Annotated in this window: 23 protein-coding genes and 1 pseudogene; 7 read left to right on the top strand and 17 right to left on the bottom strand. The window is 63.1% G+C overall.

Annotated features, from left to right (window positions below):
* Positions 1 to 21 precede the first annotated feature (21 nt).
* Genes LC041_RS16790 through LC041_RS16760 form a run of 7 tightly spaced genes read right to left on the bottom strand, consistent with a single transcriptional unit; the run spans position 22 to position 6,043 of the window.
* Entirely contained in the window at positions 22 to 465 is a 444-nt protein-coding gene (locus LC041_RS16790) for an Lrp/AsnC family transcriptional regulator (protein WP_226534258.1), read from the bottom strand.
* Positions 452 to 1,375, bottom strand: a complete 924-nt coding sequence (locus LC041_RS16785) for a LysR family transcriptional regulator (RefSeq protein WP_226534256.1) — start codon at positions 1,373 to 1,375, stop codon at positions 452 to 454. The genes LC041_RS16790 and LC041_RS16785 overlap by 14 nt, the downstream gene beginning before the upstream one ends.
* The gene (locus LC041_RS16780) at positions 1,372 to 2,574 is read right to left on the bottom strand and encodes an MFS transporter (protein WP_374197681.1); all 1,203 of its coding nucleotides are present in this window, start codon (positions 2,572 to 2,574) and stop codon (positions 1,372 to 1,374) included. The genes LC041_RS16785 and LC041_RS16780 overlap by 4 nt, the downstream gene beginning before the upstream one ends.
* Positions 2,571 to 3,470 (bottom strand): dihydrodipicolinate synthase family protein, encoded by a 900-nt coding sequence (locus LC041_RS16775; protein ID WP_226534299.1) that lies wholly within the window; start codon positions 3,468 to 3,470, stop codon positions 2,571 to 2,573. Before LC041_RS16775 ends, LC041_RS16780 begins: the two co-directional genes overlap by 4 nt.
* Positions 3,471 to 3,475: 5 nt before the next feature.
* Positions 3,476 to 4,708 carry a trans-sulfuration enzyme family protein gene (locus LC041_RS16770; RefSeq protein ID WP_226534253.1) on the bottom strand — a complete coding sequence of 411 codons (1,233 nt, stop codon included), beginning with the start codon at positions 4,706 to 4,708 and terminating at the stop codon, positions 3,476 to 3,478.
* Between the two features lie 13 nt (positions 4,709 to 4,721).
* Entirely contained in the window at positions 4,722 to 5,450 is a 729-nt protein-coding gene (locus tag LC041_RS16765; RefSeq protein WP_308012794.1) for a B3/B4 domain-containing protein, read from the bottom strand.
* Complete coding sequence (locus LC041_RS16760) at positions 5,447 to 6,043, bottom strand: XRE family transcriptional regulator (protein WP_226534252.1); 597 nt, start codon at positions 6,041 to 6,043, stop codon at positions 5,447 to 5,449. Before LC041_RS16760 ends, LC041_RS16765 begins: the two co-directional genes overlap by 4 nt.
* Positions 6,044 to 6,117: 74 nt before the next feature.
* Between LC041_RS16760 and LC041_RS16755 the strand changes: the two genes are divergently transcribed.
* Together LC041_RS16755 and LC041_RS16750 are read left to right on the top strand one after the other, a co-directional pair.
* A complete protein-coding gene (locus tag LC041_RS16755) occupies positions 6,118 to 6,432 on the top strand; it encodes a DMT family transporter (protein WP_226534250.1) in 315 nt (104 codons plus the stop codon).
* Entirely contained in the window at positions 6,432 to 6,785 is a 354-nt protein-coding gene (locus LC041_RS16750) for a DMT family transporter (RefSeq protein WP_226534248.1), read from the top strand. The genes LC041_RS16755 and LC041_RS16750 overlap by 1 nt, the downstream gene beginning before the upstream one ends.
* Before the next feature lie 118 nt (positions 6,786 to 6,903).
* Here LC041_RS16750 and LC041_RS17420 read toward each other — a convergent pair whose 3' ends face one another.
* Positions 6,904 to 7,491, bottom strand: a complete 588-nt coding sequence (locus tag LC041_RS17420) for a helix-turn-helix domain-containing protein (RefSeq protein WP_226534246.1) — start codon at positions 7,489 to 7,491, stop codon at positions 6,904 to 6,906.
* A 163-nt stretch (positions 7,492 to 7,654) separates the two neighbouring features.
* On the bottom strand, positions 7,655 to 8,611 hold the full coding sequence (locus LC041_RS16740; RefSeq protein WP_226534244.1) for a LysR family transcriptional regulator: 957 nt from the start codon (positions 8,609 to 8,611) through the stop codon (positions 7,655 to 7,657).
* Between the two features lie 69 nt (positions 8,612 to 8,680).
* Between LC041_RS16740 and LC041_RS16735 the strand changes: the two genes are divergently transcribed.
* Positions 8,681 to 9,757, top strand: a complete 1,077-nt coding sequence (locus tag LC041_RS16735) for a 1-aminocyclopropane-1-carboxylate deaminase/D-cysteine desulfhydrase (RefSeq protein ID WP_226534242.1) — start codon at positions 8,681 to 8,683, stop codon at positions 9,755 to 9,757.
* A gap of 63 nt (positions 9,758 to 9,820) precedes the next feature.
* Here the strand turns inward: LC041_RS16735 and LC041_RS16730 are convergent, their stop codons facing one another.
* Together LC041_RS16730 and LC041_RS16725 are read right to left on the bottom strand one after the other, a co-directional pair.
* Complete coding sequence (locus LC041_RS16730; protein ID WP_226534240.1) at positions 9,821 to 11,374, bottom strand: CoA-acylating methylmalonate-semialdehyde dehydrogenase; 1,554 nt, start codon at positions 11,372 to 11,374, stop codon at positions 9,821 to 9,823.
* On the bottom strand, positions 11,371 to 12,546 hold the full coding sequence (locus tag LC041_RS16725; protein WP_226534239.1) for an iron-containing alcohol dehydrogenase: 1,176 nt from the start codon (positions 12,544 to 12,546) through the stop codon (positions 11,371 to 11,373). Before LC041_RS16725 ends, LC041_RS16730 begins: the two co-directional genes overlap by 4 nt.
* Before the next feature lie 100 nt (positions 12,547 to 12,646).
* On the opposite strand from LC041_RS16725, the gene LC041_RS16720 reads away from it, so the two are divergent.
* Positions 12,647 to 13,576 carry a LysR family transcriptional regulator gene (locus tag LC041_RS16720; protein WP_226534238.1) on the top strand — a complete coding sequence of 310 codons (930 nt, stop codon included), beginning with the start codon at positions 12,647 to 12,649 and terminating at the stop codon, positions 13,574 to 13,576.
* On the opposite strand, the gene LC041_RS16715 is transcribed toward LC041_RS16720, so the two are convergent.
* Genes LC041_RS16715 through LC041_RS16695 form a run of 5 tightly spaced genes read right to left on the bottom strand, consistent with a single transcriptional unit; the run spans position 13,561 to position 19,152 of the window.
* Positions 13,561 to 15,165 (bottom strand): thiamine pyrophosphate-binding protein, encoded by a 1,605-nt coding sequence (locus LC041_RS16715; protein WP_226534237.1) that lies wholly within the window; start codon positions 15,163 to 15,165, stop codon positions 13,561 to 13,563. The genes LC041_RS16720 and LC041_RS16715 overlap by 16 nt on opposite strands.
* Positions 15,162 to 15,782: an FMN-binding negative transcriptional regulator gene (locus LC041_RS16710; protein WP_226534236.1), complete on the bottom strand. Its 621-nt coding sequence runs from the start codon at positions 15,780 to 15,782 to the stop codon at positions 15,162 to 15,164. Before LC041_RS16710 ends, LC041_RS16715 begins: the two co-directional genes overlap by 4 nt.
* On the bottom strand, positions 15,782 to 17,446 hold the full coding sequence (locus LC041_RS16705; protein ID WP_226534235.1) for an amidohydrolase: 1,665 nt from the start codon (positions 17,444 to 17,446) through the stop codon (positions 15,782 to 15,784). The genes LC041_RS16710 and LC041_RS16705 overlap by 1 nt, the downstream gene beginning before the upstream one ends.
* 33 nt (positions 17,447 to 17,479) lie before the next feature.
* Positions 17,480 to 18,787: an MFS transporter gene (locus LC041_RS16700; protein ID WP_226534297.1), complete on the bottom strand. Its 1,308-nt coding sequence runs from the start codon at positions 18,785 to 18,787 to the stop codon at positions 17,480 to 17,482.
* A gap of 17 nt (positions 18,788 to 18,804) precedes the next feature.
* The gene (locus tag LC041_RS16695) at positions 18,805 to 19,152 is read right to left on the bottom strand and encodes a cupin domain-containing protein (RefSeq protein WP_226534234.1); all 348 of its coding nucleotides are present in this window, start codon (positions 19,150 to 19,152) and stop codon (positions 18,805 to 18,807) included.
* 60 nt (positions 19,153 to 19,212) lie between these two features.
* On the opposite strand from LC041_RS16695, the gene LC041_RS16690 reads away from it, so the two are divergent.
* Both LC041_RS16690 and LC041_RS17455 read left to right on the top strand, forming a co-directional pair.
* A complete protein-coding gene (locus LC041_RS16690) occupies positions 19,213 to 20,622 on the top strand; it encodes an MFS transporter (protein WP_308012793.1) in 1,410 nt (469 codons plus the stop codon).
* Between the two features lie 134 nt (positions 20,623 to 20,756).
* A pseudogene (locus tag LC041_RS17455) lies at positions 20,757 to 20,861 on the top strand (NAD-dependent epimerase/dehydratase family protein); the annotation flags it as partial.
* Between the two features lie 82 nt (positions 20,862 to 20,943).
* Here LC041_RS17455 and LC041_RS16685 read toward each other — a convergent pair.
* Positions 20,944 to 22,217, bottom strand: a protein-coding gene (locus LC041_RS16685; RefSeq protein ID WP_226534231.1) for an IS3 family transposase whose coding sequence is annotated in 2 segments (ribosomal slippage) — positions 20,944 to 21,947 and positions 21,947 to 22,217 — 1,275 coding nt in all. Because the reading frame shifts where the segments join, the coding sequence is not laid out codon by codon here.
* Between LC041_RS16685 and LC041_RS17245 the strand changes: the two genes are divergently transcribed.
* Entirely contained in the window at positions 22,216 to 22,344 is a 129-nt protein-coding gene (locus LC041_RS17245; RefSeq protein ID WP_264189505.1) for a hypothetical protein, read from the top strand. The two genes, LC041_RS16685 and LC041_RS17245, sit on opposite strands and share 2 nt — an antisense overlap.
* Positions 22,345 to 22,525 lie beyond the last annotated feature (181 nt).

Genomic DNA, 22,525 nt, shown 5'->3' with positions numbered 1-22,525 from the left:
CACAGAGATGCACGGGATTGTCTACCGGCCGCCCCTTGCGATGACGGTGCGCAGCGACATCGCTGTGGTGATGTCGCGAACGCCCGGAAGATCCGCGACCGTTGTCCAGACGTCTTGGATCCGTTCGGGTGAGGGGGCTTCCACACGCACAACCAGGTCGAGCTCGCCAGCCACGACGTCGCACTGCACGACTTCAGGGATCTGTTGCAGCGCTGCGAGGACATCGGCGCCACGCATCCTGTCCTGGCGATAGACAAGCATGGTGGCGCTCACCGGTGGAGCTCCGAGAGGTCTTTCCTGAATGGTGTAGCCGAGGATGTGCCCGTCGCGCTCGAGACGTTCGATTCGTTGACGAATGGCGTTCCGTGACAGTCGCACGATCTCGCCGAGCTGTGCGTGACTGGTGCGCGCGTTCTGTCGAAGTTCGACGAGGATCCTCTGGTCGATGGAGTCAAGCTGACGCATGCGCAGAACCTCCTTGTTGCACCGTCGGGCCCGACCCGAGGGCGGTGCGGGCGGCAGCCTGCACGTGCTCCGCCAGCACATGCAACGCTTCAGATTCCAGAGCGGCGAACCTCAGGTAGTAGCTCTCTACCGCCGTAGCTGTGGACACACGATGGAGACGGCCCATCTGGATCTCTCTTCTCGCTTCGTACCGCGGAAGAAGACCCCACGCCGCTCCTTCCAGCAGCAGCGCTTTCGCCGCCGAGGTAGACGCCACAGTGGATAGCGCACTGCTCGACGCCAACGATGCCGCTTCGACGAACGTTTGATGACGAGCTTCCCGGCCGCGAACGATCACGGCCGGCGCAGAAGTGAAATCTGCCCGCTGGGCGCCCCGCGTAATCCAACGGTCGATGAAGGCTGGAGCCGCCACCGCATCGAGCATCCCCTGTCCGAGATCGACAGTGTGTGTTCCTGACATCTCCTCGGGTGAGGTGGTGACTCGAAAGATGATGTCGTCGCTCGAGAGCGATTGTCCCTTCGCGGGCTCGTCGATAATGTGCAGATCCATCGGCGCGACGACAGCAGCCCGCGCGACCGCAGAAAGCCATACCGAACTCAAATCGACTTCTACGGCGACGGTTGCGCGCCTCCGAGAAGCGCCTTCGGATAGCAGCCCCAAGCCGCGCAGTGTTTCCCTCTCAAGCATCTCAGCTTGCCGCGCGAAACGAACGACATATGCCCCCGTGGTCGTCAAGCGCACCGGCTTCGAGCGCACCAACACGACCTGACCGAGGAGAGTCTCCAGAGCCTTGAGCCGCTGGCTCACAGCCGAGGGAGTGACCCGGAGTTCACGCGCCGCACCGTCCAGGGATCCCGCGTCAGCAACAGCGGCAAGTGTCCGGGTGAGATCGCCCGGCAGAGAGGTCATGAATCACTGCCTTCCCCAGATCGCGACCCGAACCTGTCGAGCGCGGCGACGCCAGCTGAGGTCAAAGCGAGCGCCGACGCAAGAATGACGGGCAGCCAGGCATCCACAGCAATGAGGGTGCCCGCGGCCGCCGTGCCGAGCGAGCCCGCAGTTATCTTCAACGCTCCCACCCAGACGAACACCTGACTACGCGCAGCCACCGGCGCATACTCACTTCGCGCCGCGAGCGTTGCAGCAAAGAAGCATGAGTTCAGGATCCCGGTGAGTGCGTACGCCGTGACGACCCACACGATGTCGCCGGAGATGAACACACCGAGCAGACTTACTCCAACGCAGGCTGCGAGCAGCGGCATCGCCTTGTCTGCGTCGCCCCGGAGAGGCCGGACCATCACGCCCACGGAACCTGCGAAGCTCCCCAGGCCGTACGCAGCGGTCAGAAAGCCGGCGGCGGCAGGTGGCACATCGAATCGGGTGGTTCCTGAAACGGCGACGACCGGAAGCACCGCCACGGACAGGGCAATCGCAATCGTGCTGTAGAAGGTGCGCCGCAGTGGCCCCGAGCTGAGCATCATCGACAGGGTCCGCAACGGACGTGGGACATCGGATGACCCCACGTTCTCTTCCGACGGAGGAAGCATCTTCACGAGGAAAGCGGCGACTGCTGCGGAGCCAGCCAGCACGAGAACAGCCGCGGTGGGATCCCATGCTGCAGCGATGACTGCCACGACAGTCGGTCCGACGGTACCTCCGATGCCGTAGGTGGCGACATCCCACCCTTGGGCGCGACGTTGCTTTTCTCGCTCAGGTCCGGCGATGGCGGGCAGCCGAGAGCTGATACCTCCGGTGAGGAGGGGGCCGAGAGCACCTGATGCGATGAGAAGGGCGGCGGGTATACCTATCCAGATGACGTCGTAGAGGAGTACAGCCGCAGCCAGCGTGGCGGCATGAAGAACGCACGCCCATGCGAGAACGTTCCGTCCATCGCGCGCAGTGTCCAGTACACGCGCGATGAACGGTCCGATCAGGTGAGGGAAGGTGATGCATGCTCCCAGAAGGCCGGCCGCCCAGGGCGGTCCGCCCACCGTGGTGACGAGGAGCACGACACCTACCACCGCGCCGCCGTCCGACGTGCGCGCGAGAGTCGCCGCGACGATGTATCGAGCGAGTCCTCCTCGGCGCTCGTCGGACGGCTGTGTCACGGTGTGCTCAATACTTTCGACTGCACGGCCGCCGCGATGACGGCATCACGATCCGCGCCACTGAGCCCAACAATCGGGAGAGGAAGGGCGTTCTTCTGTGTCAAGCCGATGTGCTCGGCAAGCGCAGCGACAACTCGCAGACTGCCGTACTGACGGTTCGCGGCCCAGAGCGGCTCCAGTTGCCTCGACAGCGCGACAGCTTCGTCCTGTTGGCCACCTTGTGCTGCTCGCGTGATGGCCAGCGCGGTTCCCGGAAGGGTACCGGCGATGACCGAGTACCATGCATCGCAACCAGCGTTCAGGCCGGTCGCTGCGAGCGCGTCGCCGGACACTCCGATGGTCACGCCTTCCCGTACTCTGGCTCGGATCTCCGTGACGCGGCGAGCAGCGTCGACAGGACTTTCAGGCACACCAGGAATCTTGATGGACGCAACGTGTGGCAAGTTCGCGATGCGCGCGTACAGATCGTCCGTGAACTCGAAATGTGTTGTTCCCGGGTTGTCGTACACGATAAGAGGCAGGTCGAGGTTCGCGGTGACCGTTGCGAAGAGCCCGTATACGTCGTCCTCTGTCAGCCGCTGGTAGCTCATCGCCGGCAGCAGCACGCCCGCCACTCCGGCTCTTTGGGCATCTTCGGCGTACGCCACGACGTCTCGTGTGCGCAGTGCCCCAATCCCCGCGAAGACTGGCACGGTTCCTGCAAGCTCGAGCGCGATCTGGGTGGCGTTCGCACGCTCAGGGCGGTTTAGGTATGCATAGGATCCGGTTGAACCGAGCACCGTGATCGAGTCCACAGCCGATCCAGCGAGATGCCCGATGATCCGAGCGAAGGAGATCTCGTCCAGGCTGTCATCTTGAAGCGGTGTGAGCGGGAAAGCGCTCAGCCCGCTGAACACGGCGCTCACTGTCCGCCCTTTCGCGCGCCAGTGATCTCCGTACGGTCCAAAGCCGAACGAATATCAGCGATGATGTCGTCTGCGGACTCCAGTCCCACGGACAGGCGAAGGTGCCCGTAGGTAAGGAATCCAGCGGGATAGCTTTCGCTTCCTCCGCGCGCATCCGGTCCAACGTGAACGATGAGGGTTTCGTCGTGCCCGAGGGAGACAGCGGAGGTGACCACACCAAGGTTGTCAACGAAACGGTTCTGCGTGTCGCTGTCGCCATCAACGGCGAATGCGAGCATGCCACCGAACCCTCGTCCGCCGAACTGCCGCTTGGCGATCTCATGCTGTGCGTGGGACGCAAGACCCGGGTACTCCACATACGCGATGCGAGGATCGGATTCGAGAAACTCTGCAACTCGCTGCGCGGAAGCGAGGTGCTGAGCGAGCCGGAGCGGAAGGGTGACCGACCCGCGCATGATCATCCAGGCGTTGAACGGGGAGATGACTCCTCCGACATCAACGACAGCGACGTGTCGGATGTGCTCCACCAGCTCGGAGCTGCCGATGACCGCGCCGCCCATCGCATCACCGTGTCCGTTGATGTACTTCGTCAGCGAGTGGATGACGAGGTCAGCGCCGTCCGCCAGCGGCCGATAGAAGGGCGGCGGTGTGAACGTGCCGTCGACGGTGAGCAGCGCTCCCGCATCGTGGGCGATCTTCGCAATCCCCTGGATGTCGGCCACCTTGGTTGTGGGATTCGCGATGGTCTCGACATGAACGAGCTTCGTATTGGGGCGGATTGCCGCGCGGACAGCGTCGAGGTCTCCGACATCCACGAACGTCGCCTCGATGTTGTACCGCTCGGGGAGGAGTTCGGAGAACAGCTTCCAGACAGCTTCGTACGTGACGTTCGACACGACGACGTGATCTCCGGTCTTCAGGAGGGTGAAGAAGACACCGTGGAGGGCGGCGACTCCGGTTGCGAAGGTCGCGGCCGCCTCGCCGCCGTCCATCGCAGCGAGCTTGGTTTCCAGCGCCTGTTGGTTCGCGCCGCCGTTTCGCGTGTAGGTAAGACGGTCGGTGGCAGACCAGTCCATGGAGGCCGGGTCGTCCGGAAGCCGGTACGAGTTGGCCATGACGAGCGGGGTGCGAACCGCGCCGGTGCCTTCATCGATGGTGTTACCGCCGTGGACTGCCCAGGTGAGGAAGTCCACAGTGTCAGCGTTGTGCTTGTCGGGTCGAGTGGTCATGTTGGTCTTCCTCCTAGTTCGTTCCTGCGGCGAGAAGTCGCTGCGAGACTGTGATCTCTTCGCCGAGACGACTCAGCTCATCGACGAGCTCCTGGCCCGCCCGCGTGAGGTCCTCATCGCTCAGTGGCGCCAGCGCGTCAAGGATGAAGAGCGCAGATCGGGTGTTGTCGGTGAGCGCAGTGCGGCGTCCCTGCCGCCAGTTCCAGCGTCGGCAGGTGACACCGCGAACGTCGCCCCAGATCACCTCGCCACGGTCCGGGTGCTCGATGGTGATCTCGCCACCCGAGATGGTGTCGAAGTTCTCAGACCCGCTCGCGCGTGTGAGTCGCGGTGCGCTCTCGTAACCGCCGAGGTCTTCACCTCCGAGCGGGATCTGGTGAGTGACGGAAATTGCGTTGTAGATGTCGGTCAATCGATTCACGCGTGGGAGACCGTCTACAGCGCGGCGGGTGAGTGCTTCGAGGCTGTTGCGCGTGCGCTGAGGCTTGGCACCGAATGCACGGTAGGCCTCCCGCCAAGCAGCAATGTGAGGGAGCTCCTCCACCGGTCCCTGCGCAAGCGAGGAGGCAGCGACTGCTTCAGCGCGTACGAGAAGCGCTTCGCTATGCGCATCGCTGGCTCCTGGCTCAATGCCGTCCACGGCGATCAGCAGTGCCCGGTAATCGGGACGCAGAGCGAAGACTTCTTCGTCGATGGTGGCCTCGTTGAGAAAGCTCTCGAGGTCGGTTGTCGTAGCCATCATGGCTCCTTCCATTGGTGTTTGCGAAGATCTGGTTTGAACACGGCGAGGAGGAATCGAGCCTCCTCTTTGCCGGCGTTCATGTAGGAGTGCGAGTTGTCTCCTGCGAATGCGATGGCATCGCCAAGAGCAAGTATGTGCACCTGGCTCCCCGAGGAAACACTCACTCGACCGGAGCGGACCTGCAACAACTCCCTCGTCCCCGGAGCATGGGGATCGCTGCGGTGGATGTCGTCGACAGCGAGGGTCCACTCCCAGAGTTCTACAGAGTCTGCTTGCTGGGTGCCAACGAGAAGGACGCCTTCCCCACCATGTTCCCCTCTCCACAACACGGAGCCTTCACCGTCTCGGGTGAGGCTGGTGCTGTGTGTGGTGGGCGGTTCGACCAGGCTCGGTAATCCTATAGAAAGGGCGTCGCTGATGCGGACGAGGGTCGCGACGCTCGGGTTGGCCACTCCCTGCTCGACGTTGATGACCATGCGTCTGCTGACGCCAGCTGCTTCTGCAAGTCGATCCAGGGTCCACTGACGAGCGGTCCTCTCGTTCTTCACTCGCGCCCCGATTGCGCGAGAGAGGGAGTTGGCGGCATCGTTCATGTAGTGCATAATACTGCACTAGGCAGTGTAGTCAACGACGAGTCGTCGACTAGCACCCAAGCGAAAGGAACTCCATGGCCTGGGTTGTCCTCCTCCTTTCCGGCACGCTGGAGGCCGTGTGGGCAGCTGCGCTGTCCGCGTCCAATGGTTTCAAGAAGAGGGGACCCACGATCCTGTTCTTCGTCTCCATCGGTGCGAGCCTCGCGGGACTTGCCTGGGCGATGAATGAGATACCGACCGGGACCGCATATGCGGTCTGGGTGGGGATCGGTGCGACGCTGACGCTCGTCTGGGGGTTCGTGACGAAGCAGGAGCGTCCAACGCTCATCAGGGTCGCTCTCCTTCTTCTTCTGGTCGGTTCAGTGATCGGATTGAAGGTGGTGAGCTGATGCCGTGGCTCGTTCTCCTAGGAAGCGCCGTCCTTGAAGCCGTGTGGGCCACCGCGCTTGGACTGTCGAACGGTCTCACCGAGCTCGTCCCGACAGCGATCTTCCTCGCCGCCGCGACCCTCAGCATGGTCGGCCTCGGATGGGCAGTGAAGACAATCCCCATCGGCACCGGTTACGCCGTCTGGGTTGGTCTGGGCGCCGCCCTGACCGTGATCTACGCCATCCTCACCGGCACGGAACCGGCGTCCCTGTGGAAGCTCATCTTCATCGGGGGCATCGTCGGGGCAGTCATCGGATTGAAGCTCGCTCCCACTGGTCACCCGAAAACCGCCTCGCCCTCAGAGAGCGCATAGGCGCCCCGCGCGCGACATATCGGGGGATTGAGCGCGCGGGCACACCGCAGCACCCGTGCATGCGGAGAGCGCTGTCATCCCGCCACACGGATGGCAGCGCTCTGCTGTATGGGCCGCTCTACCGGTGCGCGCCACCTGGGATCGGCTCGAAAACCGTGAGCGCAAAGCGTGCCTCACCATCGCCCACATTCACGTATGCGTGAGCTTCATCGCCACGAAACGTGATGGCATCCCGTTCGGCCAACGTGAACGCCTCTGATCCCACCCTGACTTCTACAGAGCCCCGTAATACCTGGAGCAACTCTCGAGTGCCGTCAATGTGCGCTTCGCTGTCGTGCCGCTCCCCGAGAGCGAGGGTCCAATCCCAGAGTTCCACTACGTTCGGCGACTTCGTGCCCGCGACGAGTACACCCCGGCCCCCGCATTCACCTTTCCACAGGACCGCTCCCTCACCATGCCGCGTCACTCGTGCAAGGTCGATGTCCGGCGGCTCGACAAGTTCGGGAAGCCCCACCCCGAGAGCGTCGCTGACGCGCAACAACGTCCCAATGTTCGGGTTCGTTGCTCCCTGCTCGATGTTCACCAGGACGCGACGGCTGACGCCTGCCTGTTCAGCGAGGCGGTCCAAGGTCCATCGCAGTTCCTGGCGCCGGTCTTTCACGCGTGCGCCTATCACGGCAGAGAGGTCGCTCGGGGATTCGGTCACTTAGGCATCATAGACGCGGCAGCTCGGCACACGCGGGCACGTGAACGGTGGCCCTTCTTCACGACCAACGTGCGCGCAAAGGGACGACCGGCCTCAACCGCCGCACCCCGCCCATGGACACATGGCATCCGCGACATCCCGCGCGGACTCCCAGAATGGGAACTCAGAACGTCGACAGCGGAAGCGCCCGCGACCCGGTGCCCGGAAGTGTCGCAACGGCCATCTGGCTGGCAGCGTCAGCTAGGTAGCTGACGAGCCGCTGCTGAGACAAACGCACCCGGTCTGCAGAAAGCTCACTGACGAATATCCGACGTACGAGACTGTGCTCCGGGGCGAGGTGCCGCACGACGACGCCTGCAGGCGGATCCAGGAGCAGTAACGACGGAAGCAACGTAACGCCCAGGCCGGCATCAACCAGAGTTAGCACCGTCCGGAAATCCTGCCCATCAAAACCAAGACCGCCCCGTGCAGTTTCCGCAGGGGCAGGAGAGAAGGCTCCGACATCGACCGCGGTGTTGATCCACTGATCTGCTGGGAGGCTACGGGGGTCAACGACATCTGCGTCACTCAAGGGGTGCCCGTGAGGCAGGACAGCCATGATGGGATCGTCAAGGATGTGTGTCCGGGTCACTCCCGCCGGCACCTTCTCCGGGGCGTGGACGTAGTCGAACGTCACGACGAGGTCTAGCTCGCGGTGGAGCAGCAATGGATCTGCTTCGTGCTGTTCGATTTCGCGCAGCACGATGCCAACTCCGGCATGGTTCATTCGAAGTTGTGCGAGAGCGGGTGGGACGAACGAAGCTGCCGCAGAGATGAACGCACCCACTCGTAGGGTGCCAGCATCACCGCTAGACAGGGCTGTTAGCTCGATGGCGGCGCGACCCATCACTGCGCTCAACGAAGCCCCAGCATCGAGAAGGACTTGGCCCGTCTCCGTCGCGCGCACCGGCCTCCTCTCGAGGACACGGTGCCCGACACGACGCTCAAGCTCCGACAGCTGCTGCGAGACTGCGGACTGGGTGTACCCGAGCTCCTCCGCAGCAGCTCGAAATGACTTCAGCCGTACCACGGCCTCAAGAGCACGTAAGTGCCGGGGGTCGAATGGCCACTCTCGATCCATCACTGGAGCTTATCGAGAGAGAAGCAATCTTCGCTTGTTCTTATCCTGACTCAGCCCAAGGCTGGTCCTATGAACCTGACCGACTTCTCCCAGACCATCGATGCCCTCCCGCGCACGCGAGTCGGTTTCTACCCCACTCCCTTTCATGCGTTGCCGAACCTCTCTCGCGCGTATGGAGTGAACTTCTTCATGAAGCGCGAAGACCTCGCCGGCCCGAGCGCAATCAGCGGAAGCAAGACTCGACTGGCAGAGTTCATCATCGGACGCGCCCTCACGGATGGTGTGACGCACCTCATCACTCAGGGGGCGTCACTGACCAATTCCGGCATGCAATTTGCTGCGGCGTGCCTGCGCAGCGGAATCACACCGATCCTCGTCCTCACTCGCAACACGGTGAACCACGGCGAACTCACCGAGTTTCGCGGCAATTACCTCCTCACACAGACCATGGGGGTCGAGACCCACCTGGTCAACGTGGAGGGCAACCCGTGGGAAGACCCCGAGGTCGGCGCCGTCATCGCCGATCTCATCGAGCGTCGCAAGCTCGCGTTGGAGGAGAGCGGGGCGAAGGTGCTCGTGGTCCCCACAGGAGGCGCACTTGCCGAAGGATTCGTCGCTCATGCGGTGACGTTCGCCGAGATGCTTCAGCAGTCCGAGGAGATGGGTGTAGATCTGGATTTCGCCTACCACACCATCGGAACCGGCACAGCGCTCCCCGGCATGCTGGCCGCGAAGCTAAGCCTGGGCTCCTCCGTTCGCTTTCGCTCCATCGCCATCCAGAGCTACAACGACAGCGACCCGATGAATCCGAGCGTCATCTCAGAACGCACGCAGGTTGTCCTTCGCACCTTGGGTGCCGATGTCCCCGACATCCCAAGCATTCGCGCTGAGATCGACGTCGACCAGCGCTTCATCGGCTCGGACTATGCGGTCGCTTCCGTAGAGAGCACCCAAGCGATCCGCGAGCTCGCTGCAACGGAGGGCGTGTTCGTCGGCCCTGTGTACACCGGCAAAGGTCTCGCGGGGATGCTCGACCACGCGCGTAGTGGACGAATCCCCGCCGGGAGCAACGTCGCCTTTCTGCATACCGGCGACACCGGAAATCTCTTCGAGATCCCTGAGATTGTTGGCGGAATCGGCGGCTAGACCCGACGAGCCCGCTCCACATCAGATTGTGAAGCGGCCCGCGGCGAGGGTCGATTGGCTCGCTCAGCTGTTCTGAGGGAAGCCCAGGTTGATGCCGCCGTGGGTGGCGGGGTCGAGCCAGCGACTCGTGATGGCCTTTTCACGAGTGAAGAAGTCGAAGCCGTGCACACCGTAAGCCTTGGCATCACCGAACAGCGACGCCTTCCAGCCACCGAACGAGTGGTAGGCAACGGGGACGGGGATCGGCACGTTGATGCCGATCATGCCGACCTCGACTTCGCTCTGGAAGCGACGAGCAGCGCCACCGTCATTGGTGAAGATCGCGGTGCCGTTCCCGAACTCGCCGGAGTTGATGAGGTCTAGGCCTTCCTGGAAGGTCTTCACTCGCACCACCGACAGCACTGGGCCAAAGATCTCTTCGGTGTACGCGCGTGAGGTGGTCGGGATCTCGTCGATGAGGGTCGGGCCGAAGAAGAAGCCGTCCGCGTGCCCGTCGACCGTGATACCTCGACCATCGACGACGATCTTCGCTCCGTCGGCTTCCGCGATGTCGACGTAGGAGGCCACCTTGTTACGGTGCACGTCGGTGATGAGCGGTCCCATGTCGGGCTCGACGCCGTCTTGGCCCGCGCCGTTGCCGATCTTTAGCATGGCGATGCGCTCCGAGATCTTCTCGATGAGTTCGTCAGCGACGGGCTCGACGGCGATGGCCACAGAGATCGCCATGCACCGCTCGCCGGCTGCGCCGTAGCCTGCGTTGACGGCCTGGTCGGCGACCAGGTCGAGGTCGGCGTCGGGCAGGACGAGCATGTGGTTCTTCGCACCGCCGAGCGCCTGGACACGCTTGCCGTTGCGCGACGCGGTCTCGTAGATGTACTGCGCGATGGGCGTGGAGCCGACGAAGGAGATGGACTGCACCACCGGGCTGTGCAGCAGACCGTCGACGGCGAGCTTGTCGCCCTGGAGGACGGTGAAGACTCCGTCGGGGAGACCGGCTTCCTTCCACAGCTGCGCGAGCCACAGCGCAGCGGACGGGTCCTTCTCGCTGGGCTTGAGGATGACGGCGTTTCCGGCGGCAATGGCGATGGGGAAGAACCACATCGGGACCATGGCCGGGAAGTTGAAGGGGCTGATGATGCCCACGACACCGAGGGGCTGCTTGAGCGAGTACACGTCGATGCCGGTGGACGCGTTCTCGCTGAACGCGCCCTTGATGAGGTGCGGGAAGCCGGTGGCAAGTTCGACGACTTCCTGACCGCGGAGGATCTCGCCCATGGCGTCGGAGACGACCTTGCCATGCTCGGCCGTAATGATCTCCGCCAACTCGTCCTTGCGGGCGTTCAGCAGCTCGCGGAAGGCGAAGATGACGGTCTGACGCTTGGCGATGGAGTAGTTCTTCCAGACCTGGTAACCGCGCTCGGCGGACGCGATGGCCTCGTCGATCTCTGCCTGGTCGGCGAGAGCAACATTCGCTGTCACCGAGCCGGTGGCCGGGTTATAGACCGTGGCGGTGTGGCCACTCTGGGAACGGTGCTCCTTACCTTCGATCCAATGTCCGATGGTGCGAACTGTCGTTGCTGTGTCTGTCGTCGTGGCAGCTTCGGTCACATTCGTCATGCTTGCTCCTTCTGGTGGTCGAAGACGGTCTGGAAGATCTCCGCGATTTGGTCAGCGGTCGGGATCCGCGGATTGTTCGCTGGCGAGCCGGAAGCGATGGCCTGGGTCACCATCACAGGCACGTGCTCTGACCAGTTCTCACGTTCGATGCCGAGCTGGGGGGGCGTGGGCACCTCAAGCTCCTCCGCGAGGGCACGAAGCTCCGCCACGAGCTCGGACCCTAGTTCCGCAGCTGTGCTGTCATGAGCACCCAGCCCCAGCGCCCGTGCACACTCTGCATAACGCTCGGGAGCTGCGCTGACCGAGAATGCTGTCACTTCGGCGAACAGCATCGCGTTCGCCAGGCCGTGCGCGATGTGAAAATGAGCTCCGAGAGGGCGGCTCATGCCGTGCACGAGGGCGACGCTGGAGTTGGAGAAAGCCATCCCCGCCAGAGTCGCGGCTGTCATCATCTCATCGCGAGCAATATGGTCCGCGTCGGTGTACACGCGACGGAGGTTGCGTCCAATCAGCGCGATGGCTCGCAGAGCCAACGCATCCGAGATCGGGTTGGCTTTGGTGCTGACGTACGCCTCGATGGCATGCGTCAGCGCGTCGATCCCGGTATCCGCCGTCAAGCGTGGCGGCATCGTCGTCGTCAACTCGTAGTCGACAATCGCTGCCTCCGGCATGTACGAACCACCCGCGCAGAGCATCTTCTCCCCGGTACGGCTGTCTGTGATGACGGTAAACCGTGTGGTTTCCGATCCAGTGCCAGCAGTTGTCGGAATAGCGACCACCGGCAGAGCTGGCCCGTTGTACGACACCGGGGCTTTCAGCTCGTGCATCTGCCCCGGGTACTTGGCGAGTACTGCCATCGCCTTCGCCGTGTCGATAGGGCTGCCGCCCCCCAATGCGATGATGCCGTCCGCATTATGGTCGGCTGCAGCTTGCATCGCGGTGGCCACCGACGCAGTCGTCGGATCCGCGACTGTCTCCGCAAACGACCCCGCAACAATCCCCGCGGTCGCGAGTATGTCAACGACTTTGTCGAGCAGTCCCGAGTTCTTCAGGAACGCGTCAGTGACGACGAATGGCCTCGTGATGCCAAGTTGGACGACGATGTCCGCCACCTCAGATATGGCACCACCGCCGACCCGAACGAGCCGCGGGAAGCTCACCTCATATGACATGTATGCGCCTCCGTAGCGTAGGTGTGATCCACTCAGCCTTCACCGCATATTTGCCTAGGTCAACGCACAGTCACGCAGGCAAATCTGCAACAATGCAGACATGGAGATCAGCACGGATCACCTCAGGCTCATGCTCGAGTTGTCACGCACGGGGCGGCTGTCCGACGCCGCGAGCAAGCTGCGTGTGGATGAGACAACGTTGTCGCGCCGCATAGGCCGGCTAGAGATTGAGGTCGGCCACCGGCTCTTCGATAGGGGACGCGGCGGTTGGCAACTGACGGAGGTGGGGCGACGACTCCTCCCGTATGCGGAGAGCATAGACAGCACCCTTGCCGCAGCCTCCGAAACACTTACCTCGGCCCCAGGATCCCTGTCGGGAACGATTCGTATGCTCGCGCCGGATGGGTTCGGGGCATACGTCCTCGTTCCCGGGTTGGCGGTGTTCCATGAGGCGAATCCGGACGTGTATCTGGAAGTGTCGACGGCGACATCACACGACTTTCTTGTCGCACGCGATTTCGATCTGGCGGTAACTCTTGAGAAGCCAGCTCGGCATAGCACCAGAACCGAACGGCTCGCAGAGTATGAGCTGGGTCTGTATGCCTCCGTAGACTACGTCGCCCGTCATGGCGCGCCACAGGATCTGGCTGCCGTGCGATCCGACCACACCATCATCTGGTACGTCGACTCCGTGTTGGACGTCCAGCCCCTGCGCATCCTCGACCAGGTTCTCCCGGGAGCTCGAGCAAAAGTGCAGACCAACAACATCTCCGGACATCTCACGGCCGCCCTGCGTGGACTTGGCGTTGCCCCTCTTCCCACCTATATCGGCGAAGACAATCCCTCGCTTGTCCGGCTGCTGCCGTCGGAGTTCAGCGTGGAGCGGACGTACTGGCTAGTCGTGCCGAAACAGGTCGTGCAGCTGGCGCGGGTTCAGACAATGATTGAGGCTCTCCGAGGGCTCGTGGCAGCGCAGCCAGGCCTGCGTGCAGCGCGCACGAAAGCAACCGAGAATCACCAGTCGCCGTAATCGATTGCCGGGTCTGTGCGGATGTCCACCAGGGTCGGCAACTCCGAGAATCGGGTCGCAGCATGCTGCAATGACTCCTTCCCGTCGACCACGATGCTGGGTATCGCGCACGCACGAGCAACCTCGGCGAGGTGGGGCCACGCCATCAGCGAAGGCTGAGGATCCTCGCCGTACTGACGCAACCGCATGTGCTCGGCGCCATACGCCCCATCATTGACGACCAAGATGACCACCGGCAGAGAATGCCGCGCGATTGTCGAGAGTTCTCCGAGCGACATCATTAGGCCACCGTCACCGACCACAGCCACCGTTGGTCGCCCGGTCGCAGCTACACCCACGGCAGTCGCTAGCCCCAAGCCGATGGAGGCGAAGGTGCATGTGTGAATGAGTTGGCCAGGGCTCGGAGCACTGAGATACTTCCACGCCGCCATCACGAACCTGCCCACGTCTGTGACGATGATCCGCTCGCGTGGAAGAGTCGCGTTCAAATGTATAAGCGCGTCTCGAGCGTCGAGACCTGAACCGCGATCTCCGGACTCATACTCATCCGAAAGGGTCTCTCGGTCGCGGGCATCGAACCACGGCTGAGCCCAATCGTCCTCGCTGGCCGCATCGAGTGCGCTGATGATGTCAGCTGCGGCCATGCCGGCGTCTGCGGTGACAGCGACCGTCGGCTCAACGTGCAGACCGAAGGCCTCGAAGTCTGTGTCCACCTGGATAATCGTCTTGCCGTCAGTGAAACGGCCATGCTGCGTCGTGAAATGGTTGAGGCCCGCACCGAGCACGAGTAGAGCATCCGCCTCGTCAAGAGCACCACACGCAGCTCTCGTACCGAGCCCTCCGGCGACGCCAAGGCTCCGCGACGATTCCTGATAGCGGTCCCGTGCAAGGAGAGTCGTCAGTATCGGCGCCTTCAGACGATCACCAAGCGCGTGAACGGTTTCCAGCGGCAAGCTCATCGCACCACGGCCAATGAGAACTGCCGGCCTGCGCGCGTGACGGAGCGCCGCTACCGCGCTCGCGATGTCTGCGAGAGAGGTTGAAGTGGGTAGTGGTGCAGTGACTGTCGGTGCCGAGTACGCCGGGCCGTCGGCGTCGAGGTCAGCGTTGAGCACGTCCAACGGCACGTTCACGACGATAGGGCGGCGCTGCTTTCGCGCCGCCCGTGCTGCGCGACGCAACCCTGCGACGATGTCCGACTCATGTCTGATGAGGATGTATCCGGCTCCGGTCGGGGCGACGACCATCGCCGAATCGATGTGCTGCGCGTACTCACGGCGCTGAGGCGGCTCGCTGGTGATGACGAGTAGCTGACTGCGATTCCGCACCGCTTCGGTCAACGCGGTCACCGCGTTGGTCAGACCAGGACCGTGGGTGATGGTCGCGTAACCGATACCGCCGGTTGCGCGGTGATACCCATCCGCAGCAGCAACAGCGCCTGCCTCGTGCACTGTGCCTACATAGCGGACCTGGTGGTCACGGATGAGAGCCGTTGTCAAGCGCATGTTGCCGTCGCCCATGAGACCGAACACAACCCCCGGCTCCTGTGCAGCGATCTCTGTCGCCGCGAGCGAAAATCCAGTCGTCATTGTTGTCCCGCCCCGTAGTGCCGCTGCATATCATCGGCCACAGCGCTACCTTCCTGCCGAAGATGCGCGATGACGCTGTCGACATCCTGTTGCGGCTTGTTCTGCGAAAGTTTCACTTTCGCCTCGATGGTGTCGATGACAAACTCGAACGCGACCACACCACGCACTCGCTTGCGCAAGTAGTCCTCCGACACATCGTCAAGCGACCAGGACGATCCGAGGTCCGCCTCATTCACATCGATGAGGTGACGGATGCTCTCGATGGCCCACTGCGGATCGTCGTGGATCACGATGTCACCGCGCGCGTGCGCGACGACATAGTTCCATGTCGGCCCAGACCCGCCGGTCTCACGGGTCGAGGGGTACCAATCCGCGCTCACGTAACCGTGCGGTCGGTGAATGATGGCTGTCGAGCATCCGAGGGCACGCTCTTTCCAGTGCTGGTTGCCTCGAGCAAAGTGCGCCAGCAAGCGTCCACCCGCCTCGTCAAACACGTACGGCAGAAAGCTCACCACCGGACCTGACTCGGTTGCCGTGACGAAATCCGCGGCCCGACCGGATCGCACGATTTCGCGCGCTTCTCCATCGTTCGTGGCGTAGTGCGGAGGGAGATACATCAGGCCAAGGCCCCATGAACGACTCCGCCGACGACGGTTCCGAGCACCTCGATGTCCCGCAGTTCCTCCGGCGCCACCTCGTAAGGGTCCTTATCGAGGATGGCGAAGTCGGCGAACTTGCCTGGTTCGAGGCTTCCGAGCACGCGCTCCTGACCGAGCACATATGCAGCATCCGTCGTGATGGCGTGCAATGCTGCGTCAACGGAGATCCGCTCACCGGGAGCAAAAACCGTCGAGCCGTCTTGAGCAATTCGATTCACGGCGATCCACGCGGCCGTCAACGGCTTCATCGGAACACCGACGAGCGAGAAATCAGAGTGCAGCGCGAAGGGAACACGTTCGCGAGCGAGCGAGCCCACGCGGCCGAGTGCCTCAGCACGGTCAGGACCGTATGCCTGTTCGCGGTGGATGTGGCTCCGATAATGCACGTAGTAGATGTTCACCGACGCGAGCGCCCCGAGAACCGCGAGACGGCGTGCCTGATCCGGGGTGCTGAGGCAGTAGTGCTCGAACGTGAACCTGTGGTCGAACCGCGGACGCCACGCCTGCAGCTGAGCGAGCGCGTCCAAGGTCGCATCGATGGTTTCGTCGCCGTTTGCGTGACAGTGAATCGGGATGCCCGCCTCCCAGTACGGGCGCATCCTTTCTGCCAACTCGGTCCACGGGACGTCGTTCTCGACGCCGTTGGTGAGGTCGAGGTATCCCGGCCACCGAGTTCGCGACGACATCGCCGGGAACGAACCGTCCGCGAGAAACTTCACACCCGCAAAGAAAAGCGAGTCGGAGTTACGGGCGTATTGTTCTGCAAGGTGGGCAGCGGCGTCAGCGCCATGATCGTCGTGCAACGTCATGGAGCTGTATACGAGCGCCATGCGCATCGCCGGATTCGGCGCGTTGAAGACGGCGTCGTGGATTCGCCACTCGCGGTCAGGGTCAGTGAGACCGAAGAGCATCTCCGCAGTTGTGGTGACGCCACCAGCGACCCCGACATCCGCCATGCGGCGAAGCCCGGCCTCTCCAGCATCATCCACGAGGTCCGCAGCCGATTTGCCGACCGCTGCTTTGTGGGCGGCCATCTCAATGAACTGACCGTTGAGGCGGCCGTCATCGTACTTGCCTACTCCTTCACTGGTCGAGTCGTCGGTCAGCGGCGTCAACGCCAGCGCACGGCTGTTGGCGTAAAGGAAGTGCGGAGCATACGAGATCACGAACAGCGGGTGATCTGGAACGACGGCGTCGAGCTCGTCTCGGTGCAGGTGCCCTCCTTGGATCGCTGGATCCAAGCCCCACGCGACAATCGTTTCCCCCTCTGGCGTCGAGGTGTTCAACGACGCAAGTTCCTCGAGCACACTCTCGCGCGTGGGGTGTGCCGGATTCGTCCCGCATGGCCCTGGCGACTCAATCGGCCCGACGTAAGGGACCCCCAGATACCCGGACGACATCTCGAAATGCGTGTGCGGGTCGATGAAGCCGGGGGTGATCACCGCATCCTTGAACCGGTCGTCGATGCGGTGGTCGTACCGCTCGAGCCACGGCCCCATCGACTCTACCGTCCCGGTGGAGAGGACGCGCCCATCCATGACAGCAACAGCATCCGCCCTCGGACGACCAGGATCCATCGTGATGACAGAGCGAGCGGTATAGACAACAATCTGGGGGGCCATACGGGGTGTTCCTTCCGTGCCTAACTACGCGTCCTATGACTCTTGCACGTCGTCACTGAAGTCGCGTTTGGGCAGAGCAATACACGACAGGAGCATGATGACGGAGACGATAAGGGTCATGATCGCCACGCCCCACAGATTCCCAGTCCAGCCGAGGAACAGCGTCGCAAGAACGGGCGAGAGCCCGCCACCCAGCGCGCTGGAGACGTTGTACGACAGCGACAGCCCCGTATAACGCACCTGAGTCTTGAACATGAGCGCGATCTCCGCTGCGATAACGCCGTACGGGAGCCCAAGTGCGGTCATGCTGACAGCGGTCGCGAGATAGAGCGCCCACGGCTCCCCCGTGCTCACCAGCATGAAGCTCGGAATGGCGCATACGACGAGCGCGGCCGCACCGATGATGGCGATGCGCCTCCCGCCAACCTTCACCGACAACCATGCCCCGAGCATCAAAGCTCCGCCTTCGAACACGGCAGCGATGATGTTTGCCGGCAAGGAGATCGACTGCGGCATACCAAGGGTGTTCTTCGCATACGCCTGGACGAAGGTGACGAACAGGTAGTACGTCACGAAAATGCCACTGGCGACGCCGACGCCGATCAGAAGCTGCTTCCAACTGCGGTGAAGGACTTCCAAGATCGGCAGTCGCTCCGGCTTGGGCTTCTTGGACGCCTCCTTGAATTCGTGAGACTCAGAGACGCGGCTGCGGATGTACAGACCGACCGGAATGAGGATGACGGATGCGAGGAACGGGATGCGCCAGCCCCAGTCATGCATCCACTCAGGCGACCCGAACGAGACGGCGAGGAACGCGAGCGTTGACAGGACGAGCGCAATCGGGGATCCGAGTTGTGCGAAAGAGCCGAAAAGCGCCTTCTTGCTCGGGGAAGCATGCTCGACGCCGATGAGGACGGCGCCGCCCCATTCCCCTCCGACGGAGATGCCTTGGATGATGCGGAGCACGACGAGAAGGATGGGGGCGACGATACCGACGGTGTCGAACGTGGGTAGTAGTCCGATGGCGACGGTGGAGACGCCCATAAGGATGAGAGTCACGACGAGCGTGGTCTTCCGACCAATCCGGTCTCCGATGTGACCGAAGATAATCCCGCCCAGCGGTCGGGCGACGAGCCCGACGCCGAACGTCGCGAATGCGAACAGGGTTCCGGTCAACGGGTCGAACTCGGGAAAGAAGATCGTGTTGAACACGAGCGCAGACGCTGTGCCGAAGATGAAGAAGTCGTACCACTCGATTGTGGTTCCGATGATCTGGGCAGCAGCGATGCGGCGGGGCGAGTTTGTCGACCTCGCCGGGGCGGTTACGGATGCAGCGGTCATTGGTGCTCCTTGAACGGTCAGAAGATGGAATATGCCTTGCGAAGCGTCTCGGTGACATCCCAGCGGCCCGACCAACCGGGCGGGAGGATGATGAGGTCCCCCGCCGAGATGGTGGTCTGCTCCTGGGTGTCGTAGTCCGTCAGGACCGCAGACCCGCTCAGCACAGTGAACGTCTCCGTGTTTGGGCGGTTGAGGACTTCCCAGCCGCCCGGTTCACATTCCCAGACACCAATGGCTGCGTCGCTCCCGGTCGGCAGCGCCAAGGTCCTGAGCTGCGGATCCCCGGAATCAGCGCCGGCACGCTGTCCCGCCGGCTTGAGTTCACCATCGACGGTGGAAAGTGCGACACGAGTCAGAGTGGGCATTGCGGCTCCTTCGGGCGGAAGTATCGAGACCTCTTCGGGTTACACACATCCAAGGCGGCGATGTTGATCACGTCAATGCACACCGCCGCAGTTCAGACTGCAGATTTGCAGGCCGGACCATATGAAGCCACGCGGCCCCGAGAATTCGCGGCGCCGACGTTCGCGTGTGATGCGCGCGTGCGCAGATGTTTACATCGACGCAACATGCGCACCGAATTTCGGCGCTCAGCGGGGGCGAGAAGGGAGGGGCATGTGCCGGTCGATGTACCGTTCCCGCGAGCATGCGAAAGCGCAGAGAAGAGCATTCTGCTGCACTGTCGATACTCTCAAACCATGGCGGTCAGTCGGTGGAAGCTCGTGCGATGGCAAGTCGGGTATGGGACGTTCGGTGTGCCCCAAGCTGCAGCCCCGATTGCCTTCTCGCTTCTGGCGCTGCCCCTGACTGGGTCCGCGGAAGCAGGCTCAGGGATGGTCTTCGCGATGACTGCCGCTCAAGTTCTCGCCGCAACTCCACTTTCCAGATGGGGCAACCGATTCAATCCGGTGTCCTACCTACGTGCCCTCCTCGTCGCGCGAACTGTCGCCCTCCTCGGCGTGACCTATGCGGCCGCCGTCGCCGCGCCCATGCCCGTCCTCATCACCGCCGCCGCAGCCGCCGGCCTCACCAACGGCGCCGCCTACGGGTACCAGCGGTCACTCTTGAACTATCTCGTCGAGCCTGAGCGTCTACCCCGCGCTCTAGGGGTCGCAGCAACCCTGAACGAAGTCACATTCGCAGTCTCGCCCGTGCTGGCTGCCGCGCTAGGAACGTTGTCTCCCGTGGTCGCAATGTTCACGCTCACCATTCTCGGCGTCGGTCCGCTCGTCCTCATGCCCTCCATCCCGCAAGCGCGGGCTCCCTTACGTCCTGCGACGCCGCGACGAATGCCGCTACCGAGGGCGGTCTGGGTTTGGTTGATCTGCGCGGCAGCTGGATCCGCAGTGGTAGCGGCTGTCGAGGTGGGCGCGGTGCCGTTCGCTGTACGTTTCGGACTCGCGCCGGAGTGGGGATTCGTCTTCGCTTTGACCCTGTGCGTTGGTTCAGTCGCCGGAGGGGTCTGGGTGAGCATCCGAAACCGCATTCTCACACGACGCCAGGTCATCGCCCTCCTTGTCCTCACGTCAGCTGGCGCCGTGCTCGTTGGGTTGCGCGTCAACATCACCCTCTTGCTCCTCGGGGCCGTCGTGGTCGGGTTCTGCTTGCCCGCGCTGGGCACGTATTACTCCCTTGTCTTAGACCAACTCTCACCGCCCGATAGACGCGCCGAGGTGTTTGCGATGATGAGAACCTCGAACGCGTTAGGCGTCGTTGGTGTTAGCGGTGTGCTCGCAGTTTCTGGTCTCGACGGCGCGGCCATCACAGCCATGTCTGCCATTGTGATCGCGGCACTGGTTGTCGCCATCTTCTTCCAACGGTCTCAGCGACTCTAAGGCGACGAATCACGAAATATCGGATCCGGGCACCGTGCAGCTCAGTACGCTCAAAAGGCAGCCAACTGCACTACACCATCCAGCGTAAGGGTGCCGAGACGCCTCCACGCCACCTATATCCTCAAGGAGTTCCAATGGCCAAAATCACAGTCCTCGGCGGAAGCGGCTACGCCGGTTCCGCCGTCGTCGCCGAAGCCCGCCGCCGCGGCCACGAGGTGACGTCGTTGAGCCGATCCATCCCGTCCGAGCAGATCGAGGGTGTGGAGTATCGGTCAGGTTCCGCCGAGGACCTTGTGAACCGTCCCCGGGTTTCTGCCGCTCCTATGCGGGTGCCAGCACCGGGTGGGATGGCGTTTCGAGGCAAGCGTAGTGGGCTGCCTCGAATTCGTCGGGCGGGACGTCGCCGAGTGTGGAGTGCAGGCGTCGGTGGTTGTACCAGTCGACCCATTCGGCGGTGACCCATTCGACGTCGTCGAGGGTGCGCAGCGGCCCGCTCCGGAACGGCGAGTCGTCGCGGATCGCTTCGTTCTTGAACAGTCCGATCGTCGATTCCGCGAGGGCGTTGTCGTAGGCGTCGCCGATGCTCCCGATCGAAGCCGCGATGCCCTCCAGCGCGAGCGTCTCGGCGAAGCTGATCGAGGTGAACTGCGACCCGGCATCGGAGTGATGCACGAGCCCGTCGCCGGCGGGGTGACCTGCCCGGTCGCGTTGCCACAGTCCCATCCGAAGGGCGGTGGTCACCAGCGGGGTCGTCTTCGTCGTCGCGGCGTGCCAGCCGACGATCGACCGCGAGAAGCAGTCGATCACGAACGACACGTACACGAACCCCGACCACGTCCGCACATACGTGAAGTCGGCAACCCACCGGCCGTTCGGGGCGGCGGCGGTGAAGTCCCGCTCCAGCAGCTCCGGCGCGCGGTCGGCGTTGCGGTTCGGGACCGTCGTCCGCACGCCGCGGCCGCGCACGAGCCCGTTGAGGCCAAGGTCACGCATCAGCCTGTCCACACGGCGTTTCGACACGGTCAGGCCCTGCCTGCGCAGTAAGGCGGTCATCTTCCGCCGCCCATACATCGACTCCGGCGTCGCCTTCCCGTTCTCGTCGACACGGGCAGCGAGGATCGCGTCGATGATCACCGCGTCCTCGAGGTCGCGGAATGAGGGCAGTGCGGTCTTCCAGGACCGATAGGTTCGCGCGGCGACCTGCACGCCCTGCTCCCGCAGGACCTGGCAGACCGACTCGACCGCGCGTCCCAGCGCTCGCTGCTCCTCGATGAACGAGACGATCAGCGCTTTCGGGGGTCGAGCTCCCCGGCGAAGAAAACCGCCGCGTCTCGCAGGATCGCGTTGGCCTCGCGCAGCTCGCGGTTCTCGCGCTCGAGTTTGCGGATCCGCTCCGACTCGCTCGAGGTCACGCCCTGCCGGTCGCCGACGTCGACCTGCGCCTGACGCACCCACCGGCGCAAGCTCTCGGCACCGAAACCGAGCCGCTTCGACACGGTCTCGCACGCGCTCGTGAGATTCGGGTACTCATCGAGGTGATCGAGCACGAGCCTGATCGCGCGCTGCTTCGTCTCCTCCGGAATCCTCTTCGGCATGATCAACATCTTCCTTCCAGACTCGAAAGGAAACGGCATCAAACCGGGGACGGTTCACGACACCGGCGAACTACTCGCCGAATACACCCTCAACCCCACCAAGAACTACCAACTCAAAAACGACTGAACCCCCGGAAACCGGGGGTTCAGTCGTTCACGATGTCCTGAGACATCACACTGTGCGCGAGGGGGTGTCTGGTTTCAGGACATCGTGAACGACTGTCTCGGGACATCGTGAACGGTGGGTCTGGTGGCGCGGTGATGTCTCAGGACATCGTGAACGGTGGCCAAGTACGAGATCCTGATCA

It is taken from the genome of Microbacterium paraoxydans, assembly GCF_020524545.1.
Taxonomy (GTDB): Bacteria; Actinomycetota; Actinomycetes; order Actinomycetales; family Microbacteriaceae; genus Microbacterium; species Microbacterium paraoxydans_C.
The sequence above is the reverse complement of the archived record's forward strand: the minus strand, read 5'-3'. Positions and strand labels throughout refer to the sequence as shown.

Bases quoted from the DNA above. Each gene is read 5' to 3' on its own strand.
- LC041_RS16710 (WP_226534236.1), bottom strand. From the start codon at position 15,782: ATGTATCTCCCTCCGCACTACGCCACGAACGATGGAGAAGCGCGCGAA.
- LC041_RS16725 (WP_226534239.1), bottom strand. From the start codon at position 12,546: ATGTCATATGAGGTGAGCTTCCCGCGGCTCGTTCGGGTCGGCGGTGGT.
- LC041_RS17245 (WP_264189505.1), top strand. From the start codon at position 22,216: ATGATCAACATCTTCCTTCCAGACTCGAAAGGAAACGGCATCAAACCG.
- LC041_RS16790 (WP_226534258.1), bottom strand. From the start codon at position 465: ATGCGTCAGCTTGACTCCATCGACCAGAGGATCCTCGTCGAACTTCGA.
- LC041_RS16785 (WP_226534256.1), bottom strand. From the start codon at position 1,375: ATGACCTCTCTGCCGGGCGATCTCACCCGGACACTTGCCGCTGTTGCT.
- LC041_RS16740 (WP_226534244.1), bottom strand. From the start codon at position 8,611: ATGGATCGAGAGTGGCCATTCGACCCCCGGCACTTACGTGCTCTTGAG.
- LC041_RS16760 (WP_226534252.1), bottom strand. From the start codon at position 6,043: ATGAACGATGCCGCCAACTCCCTCTCTCGCGCAATCGGGGCGCGAGTG.
- LC041_RS16750 (WP_226534248.1), top strand. From the start codon at position 6,432: ATGCCGTGGCTCGTTCTCCTAGGAAGCGCCGTCCTTGAAGCCGTGTGG.
- LC041_RS16715 (WP_226534237.1), bottom strand. From the start codon at position 15,165: ATGACGACTGGATTTTCGCTCGCGGCGACAGAGATCGCTGCACAGGAG.
- LC041_RS16700 (WP_226534297.1), bottom strand. From the start codon at position 18,787: ATGACCGCTGCATCCGTAACCGCCCCGGCGAGGTCGACAAACTCGCCC.
- LC041_RS16730 (WP_226534240.1), bottom strand. From the start codon at position 11,374: ATGACGAATGTGACCGAAGCTGCCACGACGACAGACACAGCAACGACA.
- LC041_RS16705 (WP_226534235.1), bottom strand. From the start codon at position 17,446: ATGGCCCCCCAGATTGTTGTCTATACCGCTCGCTCTGTCATCACGATG.
- LC041_RS16690 (WP_308012793.1), top strand. From the start codon at position 19,213: ATGTTGATCACGTCAATGCACACCGCCGCAGTTCAGACTGCAGATTTG.
- LC041_RS16770 (WP_226534253.1), bottom strand. From the start codon at position 4,708: ATGACCACTCGACCCGACAAGCACAACGCTGACACTGTGGACTTCCTC.
- LC041_RS16695 (WP_226534234.1), bottom strand. From the start codon at position 19,152: ATGCCCACTCTGACTCGTGTCGCACTTTCCACCGTCGATGGTGAACTC.
- LC041_RS16765 (WP_308012794.1), bottom strand. From the start codon at position 5,450: ATGATGGCTACGACAACCGACCTCGAGAGCTTTCTCAACGAGGCCACC.
- LC041_RS16735 (WP_226534242.1), top strand. From the start codon at position 8,681: ATGAACCTGACCGACTTCTCCCAGACCATCGATGCCCTCCCGCGCACG.
- LC041_RS16720 (WP_226534238.1), top strand. From the start codon at position 12,647: ATGGAGATCAGCACGGATCACCTCAGGCTCATGCTCGAGTTGTCACGC.
- LC041_RS16755 (WP_226534250.1), top strand. From the start codon at position 6,118: ATGGCCTGGGTTGTCCTCCTCCTTTCCGGCACGCTGGAGGCCGTGTGG.